The sequence below is a fragment of the Mitsuokella apri genome, from assembly GCF_047974105.1.
Lineage (GTDB): Bacteria > Bacillota > Negativicutes > Selenomonadales > Selenomonadaceae > Mitsuokella.
Genome location: NZ_JBHYRS010000003.1, coordinates 296,176 through 317,013 on the forward strand (window position 1 = coordinate 296,176; position 20,838 = coordinate 317,013).

Below are 20,838 nucleotides of genomic sequence, written 5' to 3' on the forward strand. Positions count from 1 at the left end.
TTTTTAGCGAACTGTATAGGATAAAATCCCTGCGGGGCTCTGTGCATCAAGGCACAGGCCTGCAGGGATTTTTTATTTCGGAGAGGCTTGCACGGTCATCGGAAAAATTCGACAGCCCAGGCAGCGCTATGTTATAATGAAACGGTAATCATTGAAGGGGGTCTTTCGTCGTGAAAGTTACGGAAACAAAGCTCAAGGGTGTATATGTGCTGGAGCCACAGGTCTTCGGCGATGCACGCGGCTGGTTCATGGAGAGCTGGTCCAAGCGCAAAATGGAGGAAGCAGGCCTGCATGTTGACTTTGTACAGGACAATCAGTCGTATTCTGCGCAGAAGGGCACGCTGCGCGGCCTTCATTATCAGCTCAATCCGATGTGCCAGGCCAAGCTCCTGCGCGCGACGCGCGGTACGATTTTTGATGTGGCTGTTGATATCCGCAAAGGTTCGCCGCAGTTTGGCCAGTGGGTCGGGGTGGAGCTTTCGGCAGAAAATAAGAAGCAGCTCTTTATTCCGCGCGGCTTCGCCCATGGCTTTATCACGCTGACAGACGATGTTGAAGTGCAGTATAAGGCCGACAATTATTATGCACCGGAATGCGACGGCAATATCCGTTGGGACGACCCCGATATCGGCGTGGCCTGGCCGATTCAGCCGGTGATTCTGTCCGGCAAGGACCAGAAGGCACCATCCTTAAAAGAGCGCGTGGCAGAGTCGCTGAATTTCGTATACGAGGGCTGACTTTTGGAGAGCCCAAAATGGGGGAAATAAGGAATGATACGTAAGGGAATCATCCTGGCCGGCGGCTCAGGCACGCGCCTTTATCCGCTGACCATCGCTGTGTCGAAGCAGCTCATGCCGGTCTATGACAAACCGATGATTTATTATCCGCTGTCGACGCTGATGCTCGCGGGCATCCGCGAAGTCCTCGTGATTACGACGCCGGCAGATAACGCGAACTTCAAGAGACTGCTCGGCGACGGCTCGCAGTGGGGCATTTCCATTTCGTATGCCGTGCAGCCAAAGCCGGAAGGGCTCGCTCAGGCTTTCCTGATTGGCGAGGATTTTCTGGCCGGCGAGGGCTGTGCTCTCGTGCTCGGCGATAATATCTTTTATGGTTCTGACCTTTCCGTGCTGATGCAGCGCGCGGCAGCGCAGGAGTCGGGCGCGACGGTCTTTGCGTATTATGTCAGCGACCCGGAGCGCTATGGCGTGGTCGAATTTGACAAGGACGGCAGGGCGGTGAGCCTTGAAGAAAAACCGGCGGCACCGAAGTCGAATTATGCGGTGACGGGGCTGTATTTCTACGATAAGGACATCGTGGATATAGCCAAATCCATTAAGCCTTCGGCCCGCGGGGAACTGGAAATCACGGATGTCAACAAGGTCTATCTTGCGCGTCAGGAACTGCACGTCGAGACGATGCGGCGCGGCTATGCGTGGCTCGATACCGGCACGCACGAATCCCTGCTGCAGGCCGCCTCGTTTGTGCAGACCATCCAGGCAAGACAGGGCCTTAAGATTGCCTGCCTCGAGGAAATTGCCTACCGCATGGGCTATATCGGCAAAGAAACTGTAGAAAAGCTTGCAGAGCCGCTGAAGAAAAATGAATACGGCAAGTATCTGCTGCGGATGATTCAGGAATAAATAAAAGCTCCCGTTTTGGGGAGCTTTTTTCATGCGAAATTTATTTTTGTCTGGCCAGGATAATGACGGTGGCGAGGATGCAGATGGTGCCCAAAAGGTCATAGAGGCCGAATGCGATATGCAGCAGGACGACGGACAGCAGGATGGCAGCGAGCGGTTCGGCCGAGCCGAGAATGCTCGTCTCACTGGGCTGGATGTATTGGAGACTGCCGAGGTAGCAGCCAAAGGCGATGACCGTGCCAAAGAGAATGATGTAGGCAAAGAGCAGCAGGGCGGTCAGATCCATCTGTCCCGTGAAATCCCAAGGCCGCGATATGGGCACGAACAGCAGTCCGCCGAGCAGCATGCCCCAGCCGGTGACGAGTGTCGGACGCCATTTGCAGATGAGTCTTTTGGGCTGGACGGTGTAGAACGCGGCGGCAAACGCGGATAAGAGTCCCCAGAACAGGGCCGCAGGCGAAATGGCCAAGGCTGCGAGACTGCCGTGGGTCACGAGCAAAAATGTGCCAAGCACGGCGAGAAATACGCAGAGTACCTCGACGGGCTTGGGCCATTTTTTTGTGCGCAGTGCTGTATAAAAGACAATGACAATCGGCATGAGATACTGGAGAACGGTACCTGTAGCGGCATTGCTGTACTTGATGGCGGCAAAATACGTGTACTGGACGCCGAGCATGCCGAAAATAGCGAAGGCGACGACTTCAAGGGCATCGCGCTTTTCGCGGAAAACGGTGAGGAGATTTTGGCGGTAAAAGATGAAATCGCAGAGCAGAAGCAGGGCACCGGAGACGAGCATGCGGACGCCGACGAGCCATTCCGTTGAAAAGCTACAGTCCTGCAGCAGGTACTGACCGGCCACGCCGGAACCGCCCCAGAGAATGGCTCCGGTGAGTGCAAGGCAAATGCCTTGACGGCGGGAAGATTGAGACATATTGGCAGCTCCTTTCCGAGGTGTATTGGCTTATGGGGGTCATTGATAGATTTGATAAATTTCGGGAAGAATTTTGCCTTGTACAACCCGTACGTCCTTATTTCTCTGGCGTATAGGTGTAGAGAGGCTGGCCGTCCGGCGAGGTGAGTTTGATGGGACTCAGACTGAGCTTGCCGTTCGTGATATGGAAGGCATCGGTCGAGACGGTAAAGCCCGGCAGCTTGATGACGGCATCGTAGAAGTGCAGGTCGCGGTAATCGTCGATGACCTTGCCGGAAAGGCTGTCAAAGGGCAGCAGATGATAGCGGCCCGGACCGGAGACAAAGGAACCGGACGAAACCGTTTCTTTGGCAGAGCCCTTTGAATGAATCTCGAGGTCGAGGTCGACGCGCGTGTGCAGCCCGCTTTTTGGCAGGGCCGCTTCTGTCTGCAGGTCCGTGCCATGGCCGTAGAGGTTGTAAAAACGCGTGTCAAGATCGTAGTCGCCATAGGCCGAGAGTTTGCCCTTGTAGACATCGGCGGTGACATCGGTGAACTGCAGCAGGGAATTTTCGTAGTAGACCTTGCCCTCGACATTGGCAAAGTCAAGTCCCGGGATATGGAGTTCGTCCATCTCGATTTTGCCTGTGCCGATGGGATGCGAGATAGGGCCTGTGAAATACGTCGAGAGCGTCATTTTATCATGAATATTCATGCCAAAACCCAGGGAGGACGGGTCGATCTGATAGAGGACAAGTGCGAGATTGCATTCGGGCTCGGGTTCTTTTTGGAAGTCGACATAGCCGTTCAGGGCGATGGCATCGCCGATCATTGTACCGCCAAAGCCGCCGATGGATATATCCATGTTGAGCCTCTTATCGGTGTTGAGATCGACGGCCATTTGTACATGACTCATGAGATAATGGCGTTCACGATAGAAAATCTCGATGTGACAGTCGTGGGCATTGAGCTTCATTTTGAGTTTCTTGCCGGCCGCATTGAAATTCTGCCAGTTCTTCTGCATTTTCTGCTGCCGGTGCTCACGGCGCCACTGACCGACTGCCCGGCGCTGGGCAGCGTCGAGACTGGAAAGATTGACTTTTTCACGCCAGTCTTCCGGTTCTTTCTTGAGGTCGTCCATGTCGGGAGATGGGCGCACAAAGTCGACCTTCATGTCATCGGAGAAGTGAACGGAAATCGCCGCATTATTGACATTGAGCTCGCGGATTGTGGTGGATTTGAAATTTTTGGTGAGGACATCCCAGACATTGACGCGGAAGTCGCCGCTCGGAATTTCAAGGATCGTATTGCCCTCGGGGTCCTGCCAGGTGAGATTCGTGAAATAAACATGGCCCGTAATATCGGAAATCAGGCGTTCGACTTTTATCGTGCCGCGCAGCATGTCCTGATTGGCCATGGCATGGTTGAAAATCTGGGCAGCACCGCGGCTGATGATTTCCAGTGCGATGAGAATGGCGATACAGGTGCAAAGCAGTCCGAGCCCCAGCCGCTGCCAAAATTTTCGGCTGGGGCGCATGCTGGAAAAAGAAGGAAAGGTCATATGGCACCTCGAAATACTTTATTTATCTTGTCTTTTTACTTTGACTAATTGCCAGAATTGACTTTTTTCATGGTCTTATTCTATCATGGAAGGAGTTATTTTGAAAGATAGACAAAATTGATGAATCTGTGAAAATTTTCTGCAGATGAGATACATTCCTGCTTAGATGTGTTATGATATAGATAGGATAAAGATACGGAATATATCCGAAGTAGGGAATATCGGAAAGGAAGAGACGCGTGAGACGAATCTGCTGTTTGGGCCGGTTTTGCCTGGCTGTGACGATAGGACTGGGGGCTGCGGCCATGCCGTTTGAGACTGCCGAAGCTGCACCCATTCCCCTGCGCGGGATCATCGAAGGCTTTTACGGCACGCCGTGGCAGATGCAGGAACGCCTTGACATTCTTTCGTTCGCCCATAAGTCGGGCTATAATGCCTATATCTATGCGCCGAAGGATGACCCGTATCATCGTGAAAAGTGGCGTGAGCCATACCCTGCCGATAAACTTGCGGAGCTCGGGCAGCTCGTAAAGCAGGCCAAGAAGGAGAACGTACATTTTATTTTTGCCGTTTCGCCCGGCCTTGACGTTTCCCTGCATGGCTATAAGAGCCTGCAGGATGAAGAGAAGATGCTCATAAAGCTTGAGTCGCTGTACAGCCTTGGCGTACGTGACTTTGCCATCTTCTTTGATGATATCAAAGATAAGGACGGAGCAGGTCAGGCCGCGTTCCTCAACCACATCTATGCGCGGATGAAACTGCGCCATGGAGACCTCGGCAATTTCCTGACGGTGCCGACCGAGTATTTCTATGAGGATATGGTTACGGCAGAGGGAACGCGCAAATCTTATACCGATGCGTTTGCCAAAAATCTGAATCCGCATATTCTCGTGCTGTACACGGGGGAGGGTGTGGCCAAGGCACCTTTGACGGATGCTGAGCTTGAGAAGGCCGATAAGCTTTACGGCCGCGCCCTTGGCGTCTGGTGGAATTATCCGGTCACGGATTATATGGAAAACAAGCTGGCCCTGGGGCCTATGGACGAACTGCCGAAAAAGGGGCTGCCCGCTGTTTTCTTCAATCCCATGAAGTATGAGGCCCTTTCCAGGATTGCCCTTGCCACAGGGGCTGATTATGCCAAAGACCCTGCCCATTACAGCCCTGAAAAATCATGGCAGCAGGCCGTCTGTAAGCAGTATGGGCCCGCAGCGCAGGATATGCTGCTTTTTGCGGCCAATTCCCGCCATCTTGAGAACGACTGGGCCAATATCGGTCTGCCCGATGACCCGGATTTCCAGCAGAAGGCGGCAAAAATGTGGCAGTCGTGGCCAAATGGCAGGACATTTGCCGAGGACTATCAGGCTGTGGCGGAAGCCGTCAAAATGCGTCAGCGTTCTGCTGTGAAACTGCAGCAGAACCTTCCGCCTGCGGTGCTGGACGAGTGCCGCCCGCAGCTTTTGCAGTATGGCAGACTGGCCGATGCGTCGGAGACAGCCCGGCTGCTCCTGTCGGCAAAGAAGCAGGGCAAGGCGGTGCAGGTGCGCAGCCTGCAGCAAAAACTTGCCTATGAAAAAAAGGTCATCGAGCAGCATAAAAAAGAAGCAACGCTGAGCGAACAGGCCATGGGCGCGTTTATTCAAAGGGCCGAGGCCGCTGAGACTGCGGCGGGGAGTGTGCATGATGCGGAGTAAAGAACAGGAAAACAAACGCCGGCAGCGCCGGCGCAAAAAACAGCTCGAACGGGCCATCCGCGCGCAGTCGGTAAACTTGGAAACACTTGGCGGCCTGACGCCGCGGGCCGTCGTTTCCTTCGACCTTGAGATGGCAGGCGCTTTTCCGGATGATATCATCGAGATTGGAGCCATCCGCCTGCCGCTCGGCCGCGATACCATCGAGGTATTTCGCCGCCTGATACGGCCGCGCACGTTCATCAACCGCGCCGTGCGCAATATGACGGGGCTGACAAAGGAAGCACTGCGCGACAAATCGACGCTCGATGTCATCCTGCCGGAATTTCTCGACTTTGTCGACCCGGAAGATCTCGTCGTGGGCCATGCCATCGGCGACAATGACCTTCTGAGCATCAATCTTGCCCTCATGCGCATGAACCGCAAGAACGGCACGAATATCCTTTTCTGTCCGCGCTATCTCGATACGGTGCGCCTGGCGCAGATGATGCTGCCCAAGCGCAAAAAGTACAATCTCGTCGACCTGCTGGCCTCGTATGGCTGGCATTCGCGGCAAAAACACCGCGCCTTTGAAGATGCCCTGTCATCTTACGTTTTGCTGGAGTGCCTGCTGCAGGGGAGAAAGGAGAAGCCGGCCTGGCTGCCGGAACTCTTTACGCGCAAAGGCGGGGAAAAACTCGTCCATTCATACCTCACGTATGAAAAGCCGACGGATGGAAATGACGCTTGATTTGTATGATTGTACAAATATTTTTGTACGAACATATGATGGTCTTGTCTTTCCGAAATGGACGGAAACGACTATAATAATAGATGAAGGGGGTAGGTTGGCAGCCTTCGGGCTTTATCTTGCCGGCTCCGGTCATGTCCATTGATTTGAACGCCAACCACAAGTCAACGCGATGGGAGCCGGCGCCCTTCGACCGGACTCATAGGGACTGCTGCAGGACTGTGGCAGTCTTTTTTATTGCCAAAAATGTATGCTTCTGATACAATGATAGTCAAACTCTTTGATAAATCGTATTTATTTTATGTTAGCTTGATGGCTAAAGAATGTGAGGCTTGGCAGATATGATTGGTGAATTACCGAGCATTCAGCAGATGGAATGCTTCATCATTTATGGCAGGGTGCAGAATTTTACGCGGGCAGCAAAAGAGGCGAATATCACGCAGTCCGCATTCAGCGCGCAGATGAAGAACCTCGAGAACACGCTTGGCGTGGCCCTGATTCAGCGCTCGAAGCGCGGCAGTCATCTGACAGAAGCGGGAGAAAAGTTCCTGAAGAGCATCACGGCGTGGATGGAAGGGCTGCACCGCATTGTTTACGAGCTGCAGAATATAGATGAAACGCAGCCGGTCGAGCTCAACGTCGGCATCCTGCGGACACTCGGCGATATCCAGATGAACCGCCATATCGCGCATTTCCGTCAGACGAACAAGAATCTGCGCTTCAACATCTTTGACCTTGAGACCGACCAGATCAACCGCGCGCTGCGCGATGACCGGCTCGATGTCGTCTCAACGTATTTTGCAGAGGACAGCATGCCGGAAGGCTCTGCCGACGAATTCGAGAGCGCGCATTTCTGCTGGGACAATCTCGTCTATTATGCGCCTTTGCTGCAGCCTGCCTCTGCTTTGGTCACGCGCGAAGAGATTTTAAGCGAACCCATTGTCATTTATCCGAAGAATTACTTTATGAACAAGACCTTTCGGCGTTATTTTCAGGGCGTCGATGCGGGCATCAAGCCGGTCGTCTCAGCAAGGCTTTCCACGCCGTACGCGATGGTCTATTATTGCCAGCAGAACGAAGCGGGGGCCCTGCTGCCGGAACGCCTTTTAAAGACCCTTGGCTGTAAGGACGGCTGGTATGAGCTCGCGGAGCCGCTGCGCGCCGATGCCTGCCTGCTCTACAAGAAGAACAGTCCCAAAATCCGGCAGATTCGCGCTTACGTCAATTATGTGCTCGAAAGCTTTGCCGCAGAGCAGGATAAGCGAAAAGAATGATTTCTATCGTCAACGATTACTATAAGATATGGAACTGATAGAAAACAGGAATTTTTTTAGCAGTACAGAGGGAACCTTCCTGCTAAAAGAGTGGAAAACTCCAGAGGAGACGGACGCTGTTATGCATGCCATGCACAGCAGCGCGGAATTTGAGAAATATCGATTTCATCGATAACGAATGATGCATGTTATCTATTTTTACGATAACATGCATCTTTTTTATGCGCTATACAAAATGGTGCGGCCCTATTATAATCTAGAACCATAACATATATAAAATATTTATTCTTCATAAGAAAGGTCGTTGGTCTTATTTATGGCTTCTACAGCTTCCGTAACTGCCAAAACTGCTAAACCAAGGTTATGGACAAAAGGTTTCATCCTTGATACGCTTGTAAATTTCCTGATTTATATCATCTATTATATGCTGATGGTCATCATCGCTTCGGAGGCCATTCATTCGCTGAATGCTTCGATGAGTGAGGCTGGCCTCGCTTCCGGCATTTTCATTCTCGGCACGCTCGTTGCCCGCCTTTTTGCCGGACGTTCCGTTGAACTTTACGGCCGCAAGAAAATGCTCTTTGCCGGCATCATCTTCTACCTCGTGACGACGTTCATGTATTTCGGCATTCACTCAATGGCTATGCTTTTTGTCGTCCGCTGCCTCAATGGTATCGGCTACGGCATTGCTTCGACGGCCACGAGCACGATTGTCTCGACGATGATTCCGGCAGAACGCCGCGGCGAGGGCATCAACTATTATGCCCTGAGCATGAGCCTCGCAGCCGCCATCGGCCCGTTCATCGGCATGCTCATGCAGCAGATGTTCCCGTTCAACGATATCGTTTACTTCTGCATCGGCATGATTGTCGTCTGCCTCGGTGCTGCTGCTGTCATGCATGTTGACGAAATGGAACTCACGGCCGAGCATCGCGCTGCCCTGAAGGAAATCCACATCGCCAACTTCCTTGAGCCGAAAGTCTGGGCCATCTCGGTCGTCGCATTCTGTGTTGCCGTCTGCTACTCGAGCGTCCTGAGCTTCCTCGCATCCTATGCAGCTGAGCTCCAGCTCATGACGGCCGGTACGCTGTTCTTCGTTGTTTATGCTCTTGCCATCACGATTGCCCGCCCGATTGCCGGTGTCATGTTTGACCGCAAGGGTGAGGACTTCGTCATGTATCCGACGTATGCCTGCCTCGCTATCGGCCTTCTGCTGCTGTCCATTACGACGCAGAGCTGGATGATGCTCGTCGCCGGTGTCTTTGTCGGCCTTGGCTACGGCACGTTCATGTCGAACGGCCAGGCCATCTGCGTCAAGCTTGTCAAGGAAGTCCGCATCGGCGTTGCCGTCTCGACGTACTTCATCGCTCTTGACCTCGGCCTTGGCGTTGGCCCGTACATGCTCGGTGCGTTCAAGGAATCCCTTGGCTTCCAGGGCATCTACTTTGCCGTTGGCGTCGCTGCTGTCGGCTGCGCTGCTCTCTACTACATCCTCTATGCCCGCCGCCGCAAGACGCAGGCTGATGAAGAAGCTGAGCTTGAGAAAGCCATGGAAGAGGAGCTCGAGAACAGCGAGGAATTCGCTTAATTCGTTCCCCTTGCCGCCTGACTGCGTCCCCCGCAGATGGGCAGCATCATAATAAACCCCAAAAAGACAGCCCGCCATCTTCTTTTCCCGATGATGGCGGGCTGGTTTTTATATCAGGACTGCAGGGCTGCGGGATCCTGTGCGAGGATGGGGGCGAGGGCCTGATCATCCGGTGTGATATAGAGCGTTTTCTGATTCGTGAAGATGACGAAGCCCGGCTTGCTGCCCGAAGGCTTCTTGACATAGCGGACTTCCGTGTAGTCAACGGGGATTTTTGAAGAGCCGCGGGCCTTGCTGAAATGGGCGGCGAGGCTCGCAGCGAGCAGGATGTCCTCTGCGGAAGGCTCGGCGCCGCCATTTTGCAGGACGACGTGGGAGCCTGGAATATCCTTGGTATGGAACCAGGTGTCGTTGAAGCGGGCCGTTTTGAATGTCAGCTTGTCGTTCTGGTAGTTGTTTTTGCCAACAAGGATGTCCGTGCCATCCGGCGCCTTGAAGTGGAAAGGATGGGCGGGCTTATCATTGTTCTTTTTCTTCGGTTTTTCGCGCAGGTACCCCGAAGCGATGAGTTCGTTGTGGATTTCCGCAATCTCGGCAAGGCTCGAGGAGGCCAGAAGCGAGGCTTCAATGCTCTCAAGATACGCGATGTTGTCCTCGCATTCGCGGCGCTGAACCTGCAGGAGTTCCTGCGCGCGCTTGAGCTTATCGTATTTTTTATAGCAGGCCTGCATATTCTCGACGAGTGTCAGGCGCTGGTCGAGGGGAATTGTGATGGTTTCGCCTGTTTCGCTGTAAATATTTGGCACCGTGACGCTGGCATCTTCGCGGTCCTTGAATTGATACTGGTATGTCATGAGATTATCGCCGCGTACCTTGAATTCCTCGGCATTTTCCGCTGCGGCGATTTCCTCATCGAGTTTGACGAGTTTATTCTCGGCGCGGTTCAGTTCGTTTTTGACAAGTTTGCGGAAGCGGTCCTTGTCCGGAAGGACATAGGAGCCTAAGAGACTGTCGGCCTTTTCAAGCATGGCGCTGATGGTCGGGAAGGAAAGGACCGTGGCGTCCGGCAGGTAATGCAGCGGGAAGGACGCCATGGCGAGGACCTTGTTGTTTTCGCCGAGCAGCAGCACGGCCTCGCTTTTTTCCGTGGCGGCTGTGCGGATTTCCGCAAGGCCCTGACGGACGGCCGCAAAGTCGGACTCGTCGAGTTTCTCGATGCGGATGGATGGCGCGAGTCCCGCTGAAAAGCAGACTTCTTTTGCGGAAACCGGACCAAAGCCCATGCAGGCGGCGAGCAGGGCCTTGTCGAGGCGCAGGCTGCCGTCTTTCTTGACGATGGCCATGATGGCGTCGAGGTCATCCGTAAAGAGGTCGAGTTTATCCTGTCCGGGCGGCAGCTCGTAGGCCTGACCGGGAAGGACCGTGCGCACACGGCTGCTGTTTGCGCCGATTTTTCTCAGGGCATCGATGATCTGGCCATCCTGCACGAGGATGATGTTGCTGTATTTGCCCATGAGCTCGAGTACAAGCGTCTTCGTCACGATGCGTCCGCCGGCAGCCAGCGAGTCGATGTCGATGAGCAGCAGGCGGTCGAGCCCGTGCTGGCGGATTTTCGCGATGCGTCCCGTCTCAATCTGCTTGCGCAGGACCATGCAGAAGACGGGAGGCTCGGGCGGATTCTCGAGATTCTTCTCCAGAAGATGGGCAGACGGATTCTGCGAGTTGATGGAGATATGCAGAAGGAAATTCTGTCCGGGCTGACGCACGGACAGGATGATGGATTGTTTATTTGGCTGGGTGATCTTGTCAATGCGGCCGCCGGCGAGTGCGTCGTTGAGCTCGCGTGTCAGCGGGTGCATCGAAAAGCCGTCAAGACTCATGATAAATTCCTCGTTCTTTCTTTAGACTGTTTCCTTCTATTATAATAGGAAAGAAACCGCTTGTATAGTCTCAGGAGAGAGCCGGATAAAAGAACCTGAGTACGGAAAGGGCTTGCAAGATGTGTGCAAAACAAGTACAATAAAAAGATGAAGTAATTATGAGGAGGGACGTATCTCATGAAATTCTCGAAATGGCAGGGCTGCGGCAATGATTTTGTCCTGATTGACTGCTTTAAGGAAAACGTCAAAGATTTTGCAGCCTTTGCGAAAAAAGCCTGCGACCGCCATTATGGCATCGGCGGCGATGGTGTGCTCTATGTGCTGCCGTCCGACAAAGCCGATTTTCGCATGCGCATTTTCAATACGGATGGCAGCGAGGCGGAGATGTGCGGCAACGGCATCCGCTGCTTTGCGCGCTATCTCCATGATTACGGCCTGACGGATAAAGTCGAGTTTACCGTCGAGACCGGTGCGGGCATTCTTGTACCGCATCTGCAGATGGAAAATGGCAGAGTCACGGGCGTGCGCGTGGATATGGGCGAGCCTGTTCTCGAGGGAGATAAAATTCCGGTCAAAGGTTTTGGACTGAATCGCGTCATCAATGAAGACCATAAAGTCAAAGGCAAGACGTATAAGATGACCTGTGTTTCGATGGGCAACCCGCACTGCGTCATTTTTGTCGAGGACGCCGAGAATTTCCCGATTTATGAGCTCGGCCCGTCGTTTGAGTCGCATCCTTCTTTCCCGCGCAAGACGAATACGGAATTCGTCGAAGTCAAAGACCGCAGCCATGTGCGCATGCGCGTCTGGGAACGCGGCGCTGCCGTGACGCTGGCCTGCGGCACGGGCTCCTGCGCTACGGCCGTGGCCGGCGTGCTGACAGGCCGCACGGACCGCAAAGTCGAGGTCCAGCTCGATGGCGGCAAACTCGTCGTCGAATGGGATGAAAAGACAAATCACGTCTTCATGACCGGCCCGGCAGAACTCGCCTTTACCGGTGAAATCGCAGACTGAGCGTTTTTGCGGTTGGCAAAGCTGCACAATAGAATCGATTGGAAGGAAGATACTGCATGATTAAAAGTATGACCGGTTTTGGCTCGGCAGCGGGCGAGAATCAGGATTACAAAGTCACGGTCGAACTCAAGGCCGTCAATCAGCGCTTTCTGGAGATTGCCTTTCACGAGCCGCGTCAGCTCACGGTTTTTGAGGATAAGCTGCGAAAATGCATCCGCCAGACGGCCGCGCGCGGCAAGGTCGATGTCTTCATTAATTACCTTGACAAGCGTGAAAAGGCAGCAGCCATTCACGTTGACAAATCCCTCGCCAAGGCCTATCATGCGTCTCTTGATGAGCTCAGCGATTTTCTGCACCTTGCACGTCCGGATGATGTCATGCAGGTGGCATCGTATCCCGATGTCCTGCAGGTTGTCGAAGAGGATGAGCTGGAGGGCTTCGAGCCGCTGCTTTTAGAGACCGTGCAGAAAGCCCTGACAGGCTTTGACGCGATGCGTCAGGCGGAGGGCGAAAACATCGGCCGTGATTTCCTCGTGCATCTCACGGAACTCGAGAAGGGTGTGGCAAAGCTCAAGGAGCTGGCCCCACAGATTGTGCAGGGGTACCGCGAACGCCTGCAGAAAACTCTCGAGGAGCTTTTGTCCGCACAGGATATCGACGAGACGCGTATCATTCAGGAGACAGCCATCTATGCGGACAAAGTCAACTACACGGAAGAAGTCGTGCGGCTCGGCAGCCATTTTCAGCAGTTCCGCGCCATCCTCGCGGGAGCAGAAGGCCCCATTGGCCGCAAACTCGATTTTCTCATTCAGGAAATGAATCGCGAGACGAATACGATTGCCTCGAAGGCAAACAGCTCTGAGGCAGCTCAGCTTGTCGTCGATATGAAAAGTGAAATCGAAAAACTGCGTGAGCAGGTACAGAACATTGAATAAGCATATGATATAGTCCCTATATTATATAGAAGTACATGAACTGAGTGGAGGAGGAACCACCATGGATATCAAATTAATCAACATCGGCTTTGGCAATATCATCTCCTCGAATCGCATCGTTGCGATTGTAAGTCCGGAATCGGCACCCATCAAACGCTTCGTCCAGGAAGCACGCGACTGCGGCCGCCTGATTGACGCCACGTATGGCCGCCGCACGCGCGCCGTCATCGTCATGGACAGCGACCATGTCGTCCTGTCGTCCGTTCAGCCGGAGACCATCACGCACCGCATCGTTGTGGATATGGATGAAAAGGATACGGCCAAGGGAAATAAAAAAGGAAAAGATGAGGTAGAATGAGCAAAGGTTTATTGATTGTTGTATCAGGCCCTTCGGGTACGGGCAAGGGCACGGTCTGTGCGGAACTTTTGTCGAGCACGCCGGAACTTGCTTACTCCATTTCGGCCACGACGCGCCAGCCGCGTGACGGTGAGGTCGACGGCAGGAACTATTACTTTTTGGAGAAGGAAGAGTTCGAGCGCAAGATCAGCGAGGGGGACTTCCTCGAGTATGCCAATGTCTACGGCAATTATTACGGCACGCCGCTCGGCAAGATTGAGGAGCGCCGCGAGGCAGGTCAGGACATCCTGCTGGAAATCGATACGCAGGGAGCGCTCAATGTCATGAAAAAGTGCCCCGATGGTCTCTTTATTTTCCTGCTGCCGCCGTCCCTGCCGGAACTTGAACGCCGCATCCGCGGCCGCGGCTCGGAGACAGAGGAATCGCTGGCACGCCGCCTCGGCTCCGCCCGCAAGGAAATTGAAATCGGCCGTCAGTATACATTTGTTGTCATCAATGACACGGTACAGAGGGCAGTCGGCCGCATCAAGGCCATCATGACCGCAGAGCACTGCCGCCGTGACAAAGAAGATATGATCAATGAGGTGTTGGAGAAATGAAAACGAATAACGTAGAGATGAGCATGGTCAATCCGTCTACGGATGCCCTGATGAAGAAAGTGGACAGCCGCTACGGTCTCGTCGTCCTCGCAGCAAAGCGCGCCCGCCAGCTGCTCGACGGTGCGGAGTGCAAGGCTACGAAGGCCCGCTCGACGAAGAACGTGACGAACGCACTGGAAGAAATCGTTGAGGGCAAGATTTCGTACAAGCTCGATATCGACGAATAATAAGAGGGTTATGCGCTATGGAAGCTTCTGCGCTTCAGGCCCTTGCGGGCAGGAAAATCGTCCTCGGCGTCACGGGCGGCATTGCTGCCTATAAGGCCGTAGAAATCACAAGCCGCTTGAAGAAAGCCGGTGCCGAGGTTCACGTCATCATGACGCGCGGCGCCGAGAATTTTGTCACGGAGCTGACATTCCGCGAAATCAGCGGCCAGCCGGTTACAACGGATATGTGGGCAAAAGTCGCCCATTACCATGTCGAGCACATCGCTCTGGCGAATCTTGCCGATGCTGTGCTGATTGCGCCGGCCACGGCCAATGTCATAGCAAAGGCTGCCTGCGGCCTTGCCGATGACATGCTGACGACGACTTTGCTCGCGACTAAGGCACCCGTGTTTGTCGCTCCGGCAATGAATACGAATATGTACGAAAATCCCGTCACGCAGCGCAATCTGCGCGAACTCGCCGCGCGCGGCTTCCATCTCATTGAGCCGGACAGCGGCATGCTGGCCTGCGGCGTATCGGGCAAGGGCCGCCTGCCCGAGCCTGCTGACGTTGTCGGCATTCTGGCAGATTTCTTCGCGAAGGGACAGGAGCTTGCCGGCAGAAAGATTCTAGTGACGGCCGGCGGCACCATTGAGCCTTTGGACCCTGTGCGCTATCTTGGCAACCGTTCGACGGGCCGCATGGGCTATGCGATTGCTCAGCAGGCAGCAAACCGCGGTGCCGAGGTCGTGCTCATTTCGGCGCCATCTGCTCTGTCTGCCCCGGCTGGCGTGCGCATCGTCCGCGTGGAGACGGCCCGCGAGATGCGCGAGGCTGTTCTGCGGGAATTTCCCGACAGCGACATTGTCATCAAGGCCGCTGCTGTGGCAGACTACCGGCCCAAGGTTGTGGCAGCCAACAAGATTAAGAAGCAGGAAGGGGAGTTCACGCTCGTCTTGGAGCGCAACCCCGATATCCTCTATGAGCTCGGTCAAAAAAAGACGCATCAGCTGCTCATAGGCTTCGCTGCCGAAACCACGGATGTCGAAACCTATGCCAGAAAAAAACTCGCGAAAAAGAACCTCGACTTCATTGTGGCCAATGACGTTTCGGAAGAGGGAGCCGGCTTTGGCGTCGAGACGAACCGCGTCAGGATTTTTGCCCGCGACGGGCAGGCGTGGGAGTATCCGCTGCTCTCTAAGATGGAGCTCGGCGGCATCATCCTCGACCATGTGGAAAAGCTGCTGAAGGCAAAATAAAAAAGGGCTGCCGCTTATGCGACAGCTCTTTTTCACAGACAGACTGATGAAGGCAAAATGCTTATTTTTTCTTCGTGTCAGCCTTGGCATTCTTGGCGTTATCCGTGTTGAGCGGTGCCAGGATGAAGGAATCGAGTTCACCCTTCTTGTTGAAGATGAGTTCGCAGCGGACAGCCTTCGTCTTGTCAAAGCTCATGAGATACGTCATCTGGTCGACATTGTCGAAGCGCGTCCAGGCAACGAAACGGGTCTCTTTGAGGCTGCCGAGTTCTTTTGCCATGCGCTGTTCTGCTTTCTGCAGGTCAGCGGCCTTGACGCTTTTCTTCGCCTCGGCACTCATCATGGCATAGGCACCGTTGGCATCTTTATTCGTCAGCATGGTGTTGATCCACTGCGTGGATACCGCTTCCTCGTTGGCGAAAGCCTGTGCATTCTGCGATGGCGCTGCCATGACGGTAGCCGGCAGAATCAGCAGGCAGAGCATCATAGCGATGATATAAAATTTTTTCATAAAAACACCTCCTGCTTGCCATTGTACCGCATTTTCAGCGGGTATGCAAAAAATAATGATACGATAGACTGGCAGACGCGGAAACTGTGAAAGCTGTAAAAGCTGTATTGTTTGTCTGAGCCTGTCTGAGCAAGTGGCAGAGCGGGAGCAGGGAAGGAGAAAATGAGAGCTTTGCTCGAACAACTTTGTTTTACTATAGGAGGCCCTTTGACGGCCGGCTGCTGGAAAGTGGAAGCCGTCGTGCGCGAGCGCAGGGTCTATGTCGGCGCGGCGCAGGCGGCAAGTTTTGAAAATCTGCCCGCAAAGCTCGACACGGAAGAGCTGCCGGGCGGCCGCCGCTGGCTCCGCAAACTCGATAAACTGGCCATTGCCCAGCGCTGGCGCTCGCGCTTCTTTGCCGAAGAACAGCTTGCGGCCGATACGCACTGGACGCTTCTTTACAAGGAACTGGGCAAGCCGGCGCGCCATATCACGGGCTGCGGCGCTTTTCCGGAGAATTGGGCTACATTTATTGACTGCCTCAATGAGCTGCCGAATGTGGCTATTCAGCAGGAAAATCATCTCGAGTACGTCCGCTTCCTTTTGATTGAGACCGTGCCGGTACGGCAGGGACGCAGGCAGACCATGGTGGAGCTGCGCGAAAAACTCGTGCTGGACCGGCGCAAGCGCATGATTCTCTACAACCGTCATAAAGAGGATTTCGGCACGGAGCGTCATGCCTATGAACTGCCAAAGTCCGTCAGCCGCCTGCTCGATGAGCTCGATAAAATGGCACCGTTTGAATCGCGCCTGACGGCGCGCAATCTTTCGTCAGATGACAAGAGCGCACATCTCGTCGTCCGCTGGCAGCGCCATGACCGCGTGGAAGCAGGCTTAAGCTGTCATTACGATGCAGAGGACATGCCCGGGGACTGGAAGGTATTTTTGCAGGACCTGCATGAAGTCATGGGCGGCATCCACGGCCGTTTCTTTGCACCGGAACGCTTTGCGGCCGCGCAAAAGCAGCCGGCAGCCAATTGACACAGGCCTGCTTTCTGCCATACAGAGATGCAGAGAAGCTGCAGTGTACTGCAAAAGTTTGTTGACGGAGAAGAAAACTTAGAAAGAGAAGGGGAGAAGAGTTTATGCAGATTTCCAGTCGTTTTACAATAGCTGTCCATATTTTTGCCTGCATTGAGGCCTTTGGCAAAACGCACAAGCTTACGAGCGATTTCCTCGCCGGCAGTGTCAATGTCAATCCGGTCATCATCCGCAAGACGATGTCGCAGCTCCAGAAAGCCGGCCTCATCAAGGTCGCGCGCGGCACGGGCGGCATCAAGATCACGCGTCCCTTGAATGAAATCACGCTGCTCGATGTCTTCAAGGCAGTTGATGTGCTGGAACATGAGAGTTTGTTCCACTTCCATGAAAATCCGAATCCGGCCTGCCCGGTCGGCCGCAATATCCATCACATCCTCGATGGTCATCTGGAGTCTGCCCAGAGCGCGCTTGAACAGGACCTTGCGCATACGACGCTGGCAGATATCCAGCAGGAGACGCAGGCCTGCCTGCACCGCGATGCGGCGCAGACTGCGGGGCAGGAGTAACAGCGGATGAATAAAGTTGCACAATTCCTGCGGACGCGGCAGCCGCTGGTGTTTTTGCTGGCCCTTATCGTGCTCGTGCTGGCCGGCAACGGCCAATTGGCCATCACGGATCCCGTGGAATCCAATTACGCGCTGACGGCGAAGGAGATGCTGGCCTCAGGCGATTATATCTCGCCGCGCATCTACGGCAATTATTGGTATGATAAACCGATTTTCTTTTATTGGGAGCTTTTGGCGGCTTTTTCGGCCTTTGGCGTGAATGAATTTGCCGCCCGCTTTTTCCCTGCGGTCTTTTCGGTGCTCAATGTGCTGGAGACCTATTATTTTGCGCGGAAGCTTTATGATAAAAGCACGGCCCTGCTCTCGGCCTTGATTTTCGGCACGACGACGGCGTTTTTCTATCTTTCGAAGGCCGTCATCACGGACATGACGTTTGTCTTTTTCTTTAATGCTGTACTCATTGCCTTTTTCCTCGCTTACAGGAGCGGCCGGCGCAGCCTCTATGTACTGGCCTTTCTCTTTTCGGGGCTGACTGTCCTGACGAAAGGGCCGATTGGCTTTTTGCTGCCGGGCTTTATCCTGCTCGTCTTTCTCTGTGTCAGGCGGCGTCCCAAAGAGCTTTTGCGCATGAAGTGGTTTTCCGGCATGGCCGTTTTCCTGCTCGTGGGCGGCTCGTGGTACTACGTCATGTACCGGCTGCACGGCATGGACTTCATCGATACGTTCTTTGGCGTGCATAATTTCCTGCGTGCGCGCGTCGCCGAGCATGCCCGCGATGATGTCTGGTTCTACTACATCCTGATTTTCCTGCTGGGCTTTTTGCCGTGGTCGTTTGTCGTACTCTGGCAGGTGAAAAAACGCTGGCAGGAGCTCAAGGCCCGCGTCAAGGAGAGGTCTTTCAGCGAGGGTGCGTTGTTTCTCTTCATCTGGGCCCTGCTCGTCCATCTCTTTTTCCAGTGCATGGCCACGAAGTACGTCACGTACACGCAGCCGGCCTTTCTGCCGATGGCGATTCTCGCCGGACGCCTGCTGAAGGACCATGTGACTTTCGTGAAAAGACTGGCCCTTGCTTCGTATTTCGTTTATTTTGTCCTGCTCTTCGCGGCTGCCATTCCGCTCTGCGCGCAGCAGTCGGGCAGGGATGTGGCGGCAGCATTAAGAAATCTTAATCCGGAGCATCACCTTGTCGTTAACTACGGCGATTATAATAATGACCGTATCCATTATCGGACCTCGACGGTCTTCTACTATGGCGAAAATATCCCCGAACTCATCGGCAAAAGGGAGCTTGCGGAGATTCAGCCGGGCGGCATGAGCTGGAATGCCAAGAATGTCATGCCGTTCCTCGCTTATGAAGACCTGCCGCCCGAAACGACCGTTTACATCCTCTGTGAGACGCCGCGCCTGCCATTTTTGCGCGGCCGTCTGCAGGACAGCGCGCTGGAAGTCGTAGATGAACAGCACGGCACGTCCATCGTCAAGGCTGTTGTGCCGGCCCGCCGCACGGAGGAAGAGAAAAACTAGAAGAAGGGAAGCCCTTAGGCATGAAGAGCATAAAGAAAAGAAGATTATCCATCGTTGTACCGGTTTATAACGAAGAGGACAATTTGCAGCATTTTTACGAAGCCGTCAAAAAAGCTATGGCCGGTCTTGATTTCGATTGGGAAATCATCTTTGTTGACGATGGCTCGCGCGACAAGAGCCGCGCTATCCTGCATGAACTGGAGCACGAAGACCATCATGTCCAGCCGATGTTTCTGGCGCGCAACTACGGCCATCAGCTCGCGCTGACCTGCGGCCTCGACCATGCGGACGGCGATGTCGTCATCACGATGGACGGCGATATGCAGCATCCGCCCGAACTCATCCCGACGCTTTTGAAGTACTGGGAAGACGGTTATGAAGTCGTGCAGACCATCCGCGATGCGACAAAGGATGCCTCGTGGCTCAAGCGGACGACCTCGGCAGGCTATTACAAATTCCTCAACCTCATCTCCGAAGTGCCCGTACAGCCGGGCGGCTCGGATTTCCGCCTGATGGATCACAAGGCCGTCGTGGCCTTCCGCCGCTACCGCGAGCATGCGCGTTTTATCCGCGGGCTCATCGGTGCGATGGGATTCCGTCAGAAGCAGCTGCATTTCACGGCGCCGCCGCGCTTTGCCGGTGTTTCGAAGTTTTCGCCGCGCAAGATGTGGCGCCTTGCCGTCGACGGCGTTTTCACGTGTTCGACGTTTCCGCTGCGCCTCGGCCTTTACTTCGGCATGGCCAGCCTTATCGCGAGTGTCTTTGCCTTCATCTATGTATTGTACGAAACGCTTATTGAGGAGAGTACGACGGCCGGCTGGCCGACAATCATGGCCTGCATCCTGTTTTTTGGCGGCATGCAGCTTTTGATTCTCGGCATCATCGGCGAATACCTCGGCCGTACGTACGAAGAGACGAAACGCCGTCCGCTGTATCTTCTGGAGCGCGGCAAGCCTGAAGACCTTGTGCATGGCCTTGACGATGCGGATGAGGCCGAGAAAGCAGAGGAACCTGCGGGAAAGGGGAAGCCCCTGCATGAAGTTTAATTTCGAGGCCATCAAGCATCACTTTTTTACGCGGGCATTTCTGTTCTTTCTCGTCGTCGGCTGCATCAATACGTTTCTCTGCAGCTTTCTGGCGAAAATCATCGAACCACTCGTTGCAGGCGATGCCAATCTCGCCTTTAATATCGGCTACATCCTTTCGAATATCAATGCGTATCTTTTAAACAGCGTCTTCGTCTTCCCGACAAAGATGAGCCTTGTGCGCTATGTAAAATTCTTCCTTTCCTATGTGCCGAACTACATCATCCAGAATATCATTGTCTTTGTTGTCTACAATTTGATGGGGCTGCCGTCGCTTGCGAGCTACCTGATTGCCGCCATCCTCGGCGTGCCGATTACGTTTCTGTTCGTCAAGATCTTTGCGTTCGGACGCAAATAAAGACCGTAAAAAATATAGAAGTGTGACTTTGGTCACAGACGCATAGTAAAGTGCTATGTTATCTTGATAAAGCAAAGAGTAACTGACCAGCAAATGGAGGTTCCTGCATATTCTGCAGGAGTCTCTATT

Annotated in this window: 21 protein-coding genes; 17 read left to right on the forward strand and 4 right to left on the reverse strand. The window is 54.0% G+C overall.

Annotated elements, in window-relative coordinates; all coding sequences use genetic code 11:
* Positions 1-170: 170 nt before the first annotated feature.
* Both rfbC and rfbA read left to right on the forward strand, forming a co-directional pair.
* Complete coding sequence (gene rfbC / locus ACE419_RS06365) at positions 171-737, forward strand: dTDP-4-dehydrorhamnose 3,5-epimerase (RefSeq protein WP_435721388.1); 567 nt, start codon at positions 171-173, stop codon at positions 735-737.
* 33 nt (positions 738-770) lie between these two features.
* Positions 771-1,643: a glucose-1-phosphate thymidylyltransferase RfbA gene (gene rfbA / locus ACE419_RS06370; RefSeq protein ID WP_435721389.1), complete on the forward strand. Its 873-nt coding sequence runs from the start codon at positions 771-773 to the stop codon at positions 1,641-1,643.
* Between the two features lie 40 nt (positions 1,644-1,683).
* Here rfbA and ACE419_RS06375 read toward each other — a convergent pair whose 3' ends face one another.
* On the reverse strand, positions 1,684-2,574 hold the full coding sequence (locus tag ACE419_RS06375; protein ID WP_435721390.1) for a DMT family transporter: 891 nt from the start codon (positions 2,572-2,574) through the stop codon (positions 1,684-1,686).
* Positions 2,575-2,671: 97 nt separating this feature from the next.
* Positions 2,672-4,114 (reverse strand): translocation/assembly module TamB domain-containing protein, encoded by a 1,443-nt coding sequence (locus ACE419_RS06380; protein ID WP_435721391.1) that lies wholly within the window; start codon positions 4,112-4,114, stop codon positions 2,672-2,674.
* Between the two features lie 305 nt (positions 4,115-4,419).
* Here ACE419_RS06380 and ACE419_RS06385 point away from each other — a divergent pair, with 305 nt between their 5' ends.
* The 4 genes from ACE419_RS06385 (at position 4,420) to ACE419_RS06400 (ending at position 9,394) form a co-directional block, all read left to right on the forward strand.
* A complete protein-coding gene (locus ACE419_RS06385; RefSeq protein ID WP_435721392.1) occupies positions 4,420-5,805 on the forward strand; it encodes a protein O-GlcNAcase in 1,386 nt (461 codons plus the stop codon).
* Complete coding sequence (locus ACE419_RS06390) at positions 5,792-6,532, forward strand: 3'-5' exonuclease (protein WP_435721393.1); 741 nt, start codon at positions 5,792-5,794, stop codon at positions 6,530-6,532. Before ACE419_RS06385 ends, ACE419_RS06390 begins: the two co-directional genes overlap by 14 nt.
* 341 nt (positions 6,533-6,873) lie before the next feature.
* Positions 6,874-7,806 (forward strand): LysR family transcriptional regulator, encoded by a 933-nt coding sequence (locus tag ACE419_RS06395; RefSeq protein ID WP_435721394.1) that lies wholly within the window; start codon positions 6,874-6,876, stop codon positions 7,804-7,806.
* A 316-nt stretch (positions 7,807-8,122) separates the two neighbouring features.
* Positions 8,123-9,394, forward strand: coding sequence for an MFS transporter (locus ACE419_RS06400; protein ID WP_435721395.1), 1,272 nt, complete (start codon positions 8,123-8,125; stop codon positions 9,392-9,394).
* A 113-nt stretch (positions 9,395-9,507) separates the two neighbouring features.
* Here ACE419_RS06400 and ACE419_RS06405 read toward each other — a convergent pair whose 3' ends face one another.
* Positions 9,508-11,274, reverse strand: coding sequence for an Rqc2 family fibronectin-binding protein (locus tag ACE419_RS06405; protein WP_435721396.1), 1,767 nt, complete (start codon positions 11,272-11,274; stop codon positions 9,508-9,510).
* 177 nt (positions 11,275-11,451) lie between these two features.
* Between ACE419_RS06405 and dapF the strand changes: the two genes are divergently transcribed.
* From dapF to coaBC, 6 genes are all read left to right on the forward strand, one after another.
* A complete protein-coding gene (dapF, locus tag ACE419_RS06410) occupies positions 11,452-12,288 on the forward strand; it encodes a diaminopimelate epimerase (RefSeq protein ID WP_435721397.1) in 837 nt (278 codons plus the stop codon).
* Between the two features lie 56 nt (positions 12,289-12,344).
* Positions 12,345-13,223, forward strand: coding sequence for a YicC/YloC family endoribonuclease (locus ACE419_RS06415; RefSeq protein ID WP_432647369.1), 879 nt, complete (start codon positions 12,345-12,347; stop codon positions 13,221-13,223).
* 61 nt (positions 13,224-13,284) lie between these two features.
* Positions 13,285-13,581 carry an extracellular matrix/biofilm regulator RemA gene (gene remA, locus ACE419_RS06420; RefSeq protein ID WP_432647368.1) on the forward strand — a complete coding sequence of 99 codons (297 nt, stop codon included), beginning with the start codon at positions 13,285-13,287 and terminating at the stop codon, positions 13,579-13,581.
* Positions 13,578-14,180 (forward strand): guanylate kinase, encoded by a 603-nt coding sequence (gmk, locus tag ACE419_RS06425; RefSeq protein ID WP_432647367.1) that lies wholly within the window; start codon positions 13,578-13,580, stop codon positions 14,178-14,180. The genes remA and gmk overlap by 4 nt, the downstream gene beginning before the upstream one ends.
* Positions 14,177-14,407, forward strand: coding sequence for a DNA-directed RNA polymerase subunit omega (gene rpoZ, locus ACE419_RS06430; RefSeq protein ID WP_295713876.1), 231 nt, complete (start codon positions 14,177-14,179; stop codon positions 14,405-14,407). Before gmk ends, rpoZ begins: the two co-directional genes overlap by 4 nt.
* Before the next feature lie 17 nt (positions 14,408-14,424).
* Positions 14,425-15,645 carry a bifunctional phosphopantothenoylcysteine decarboxylase/phosphopantothenate--cysteine ligase CoaBC gene (gene coaBC / locus ACE419_RS06435; RefSeq protein WP_435721398.1) on the forward strand — a complete coding sequence of 407 codons (1,221 nt, stop codon included), beginning with the start codon at positions 14,425-14,427 and terminating at the stop codon, positions 15,643-15,645.
* 61 nt (positions 15,646-15,706) lie between these two features.
* On the opposite strand, the gene ACE419_RS06440 is transcribed toward coaBC, so the two are convergent.
* Positions 15,707-16,156, reverse strand: a complete 450-nt coding sequence (locus tag ACE419_RS06440) for a hypothetical protein (protein ID WP_432647365.1) — start codon at positions 16,154-16,156, stop codon at positions 15,707-15,709.
* 207 nt (positions 16,157-16,363) lie between these two features.
* On the opposite strand from ACE419_RS06440, the gene ACE419_RS06445 reads away from it, so the two are divergent.
* The 5 genes from ACE419_RS06445 to ACE419_RS06465 all read left to right on the forward strand — a co-directional run bounded on the left by ACE419_RS06445 (position 16,364) and on the right by ACE419_RS06465 (position 20,709).
* Positions 16,364-17,176, forward strand: coding sequence for a hypothetical protein (locus tag ACE419_RS06445; RefSeq protein WP_435721399.1), 813 nt, complete (start codon positions 16,364-16,366; stop codon positions 17,174-17,176).
* Positions 17,177-17,280: 104 nt separating this feature from the next.
* Complete coding sequence (locus ACE419_RS06450) at positions 17,281-17,742, forward strand: Rrf2 family transcriptional regulator (protein WP_432647363.1); 462 nt, start codon at positions 17,281-17,283, stop codon at positions 17,740-17,742.
* A gap of 6 nt (positions 17,743-17,748) precedes the next feature.
* Positions 17,749-19,266: an ArnT family glycosyltransferase gene (locus ACE419_RS06455; RefSeq protein WP_432647362.1), complete on the forward strand. Its 1,518-nt coding sequence runs from the start codon at positions 17,749-17,751 to the stop codon at positions 19,264-19,266.
* Between the two features lie 20 nt (positions 19,267-19,286).
* A complete protein-coding gene (locus ACE419_RS06460) occupies positions 19,287-20,312 on the forward strand; it encodes a glycosyltransferase family 2 protein (protein ID WP_432647361.1) in 1,026 nt (341 codons plus the stop codon).
* The gene (locus tag ACE419_RS06465; RefSeq protein ID WP_435721400.1) at positions 20,302-20,709 is read left to right on the forward strand and encodes a GtrA family protein; all 408 of its coding nucleotides are present in this window, start codon (positions 20,302-20,304) and stop codon (positions 20,707-20,709) included. Before ACE419_RS06460 ends, ACE419_RS06465 begins: the two co-directional genes overlap by 11 nt.
* Positions 20,710-20,838 lie beyond the last annotated feature (129 nt).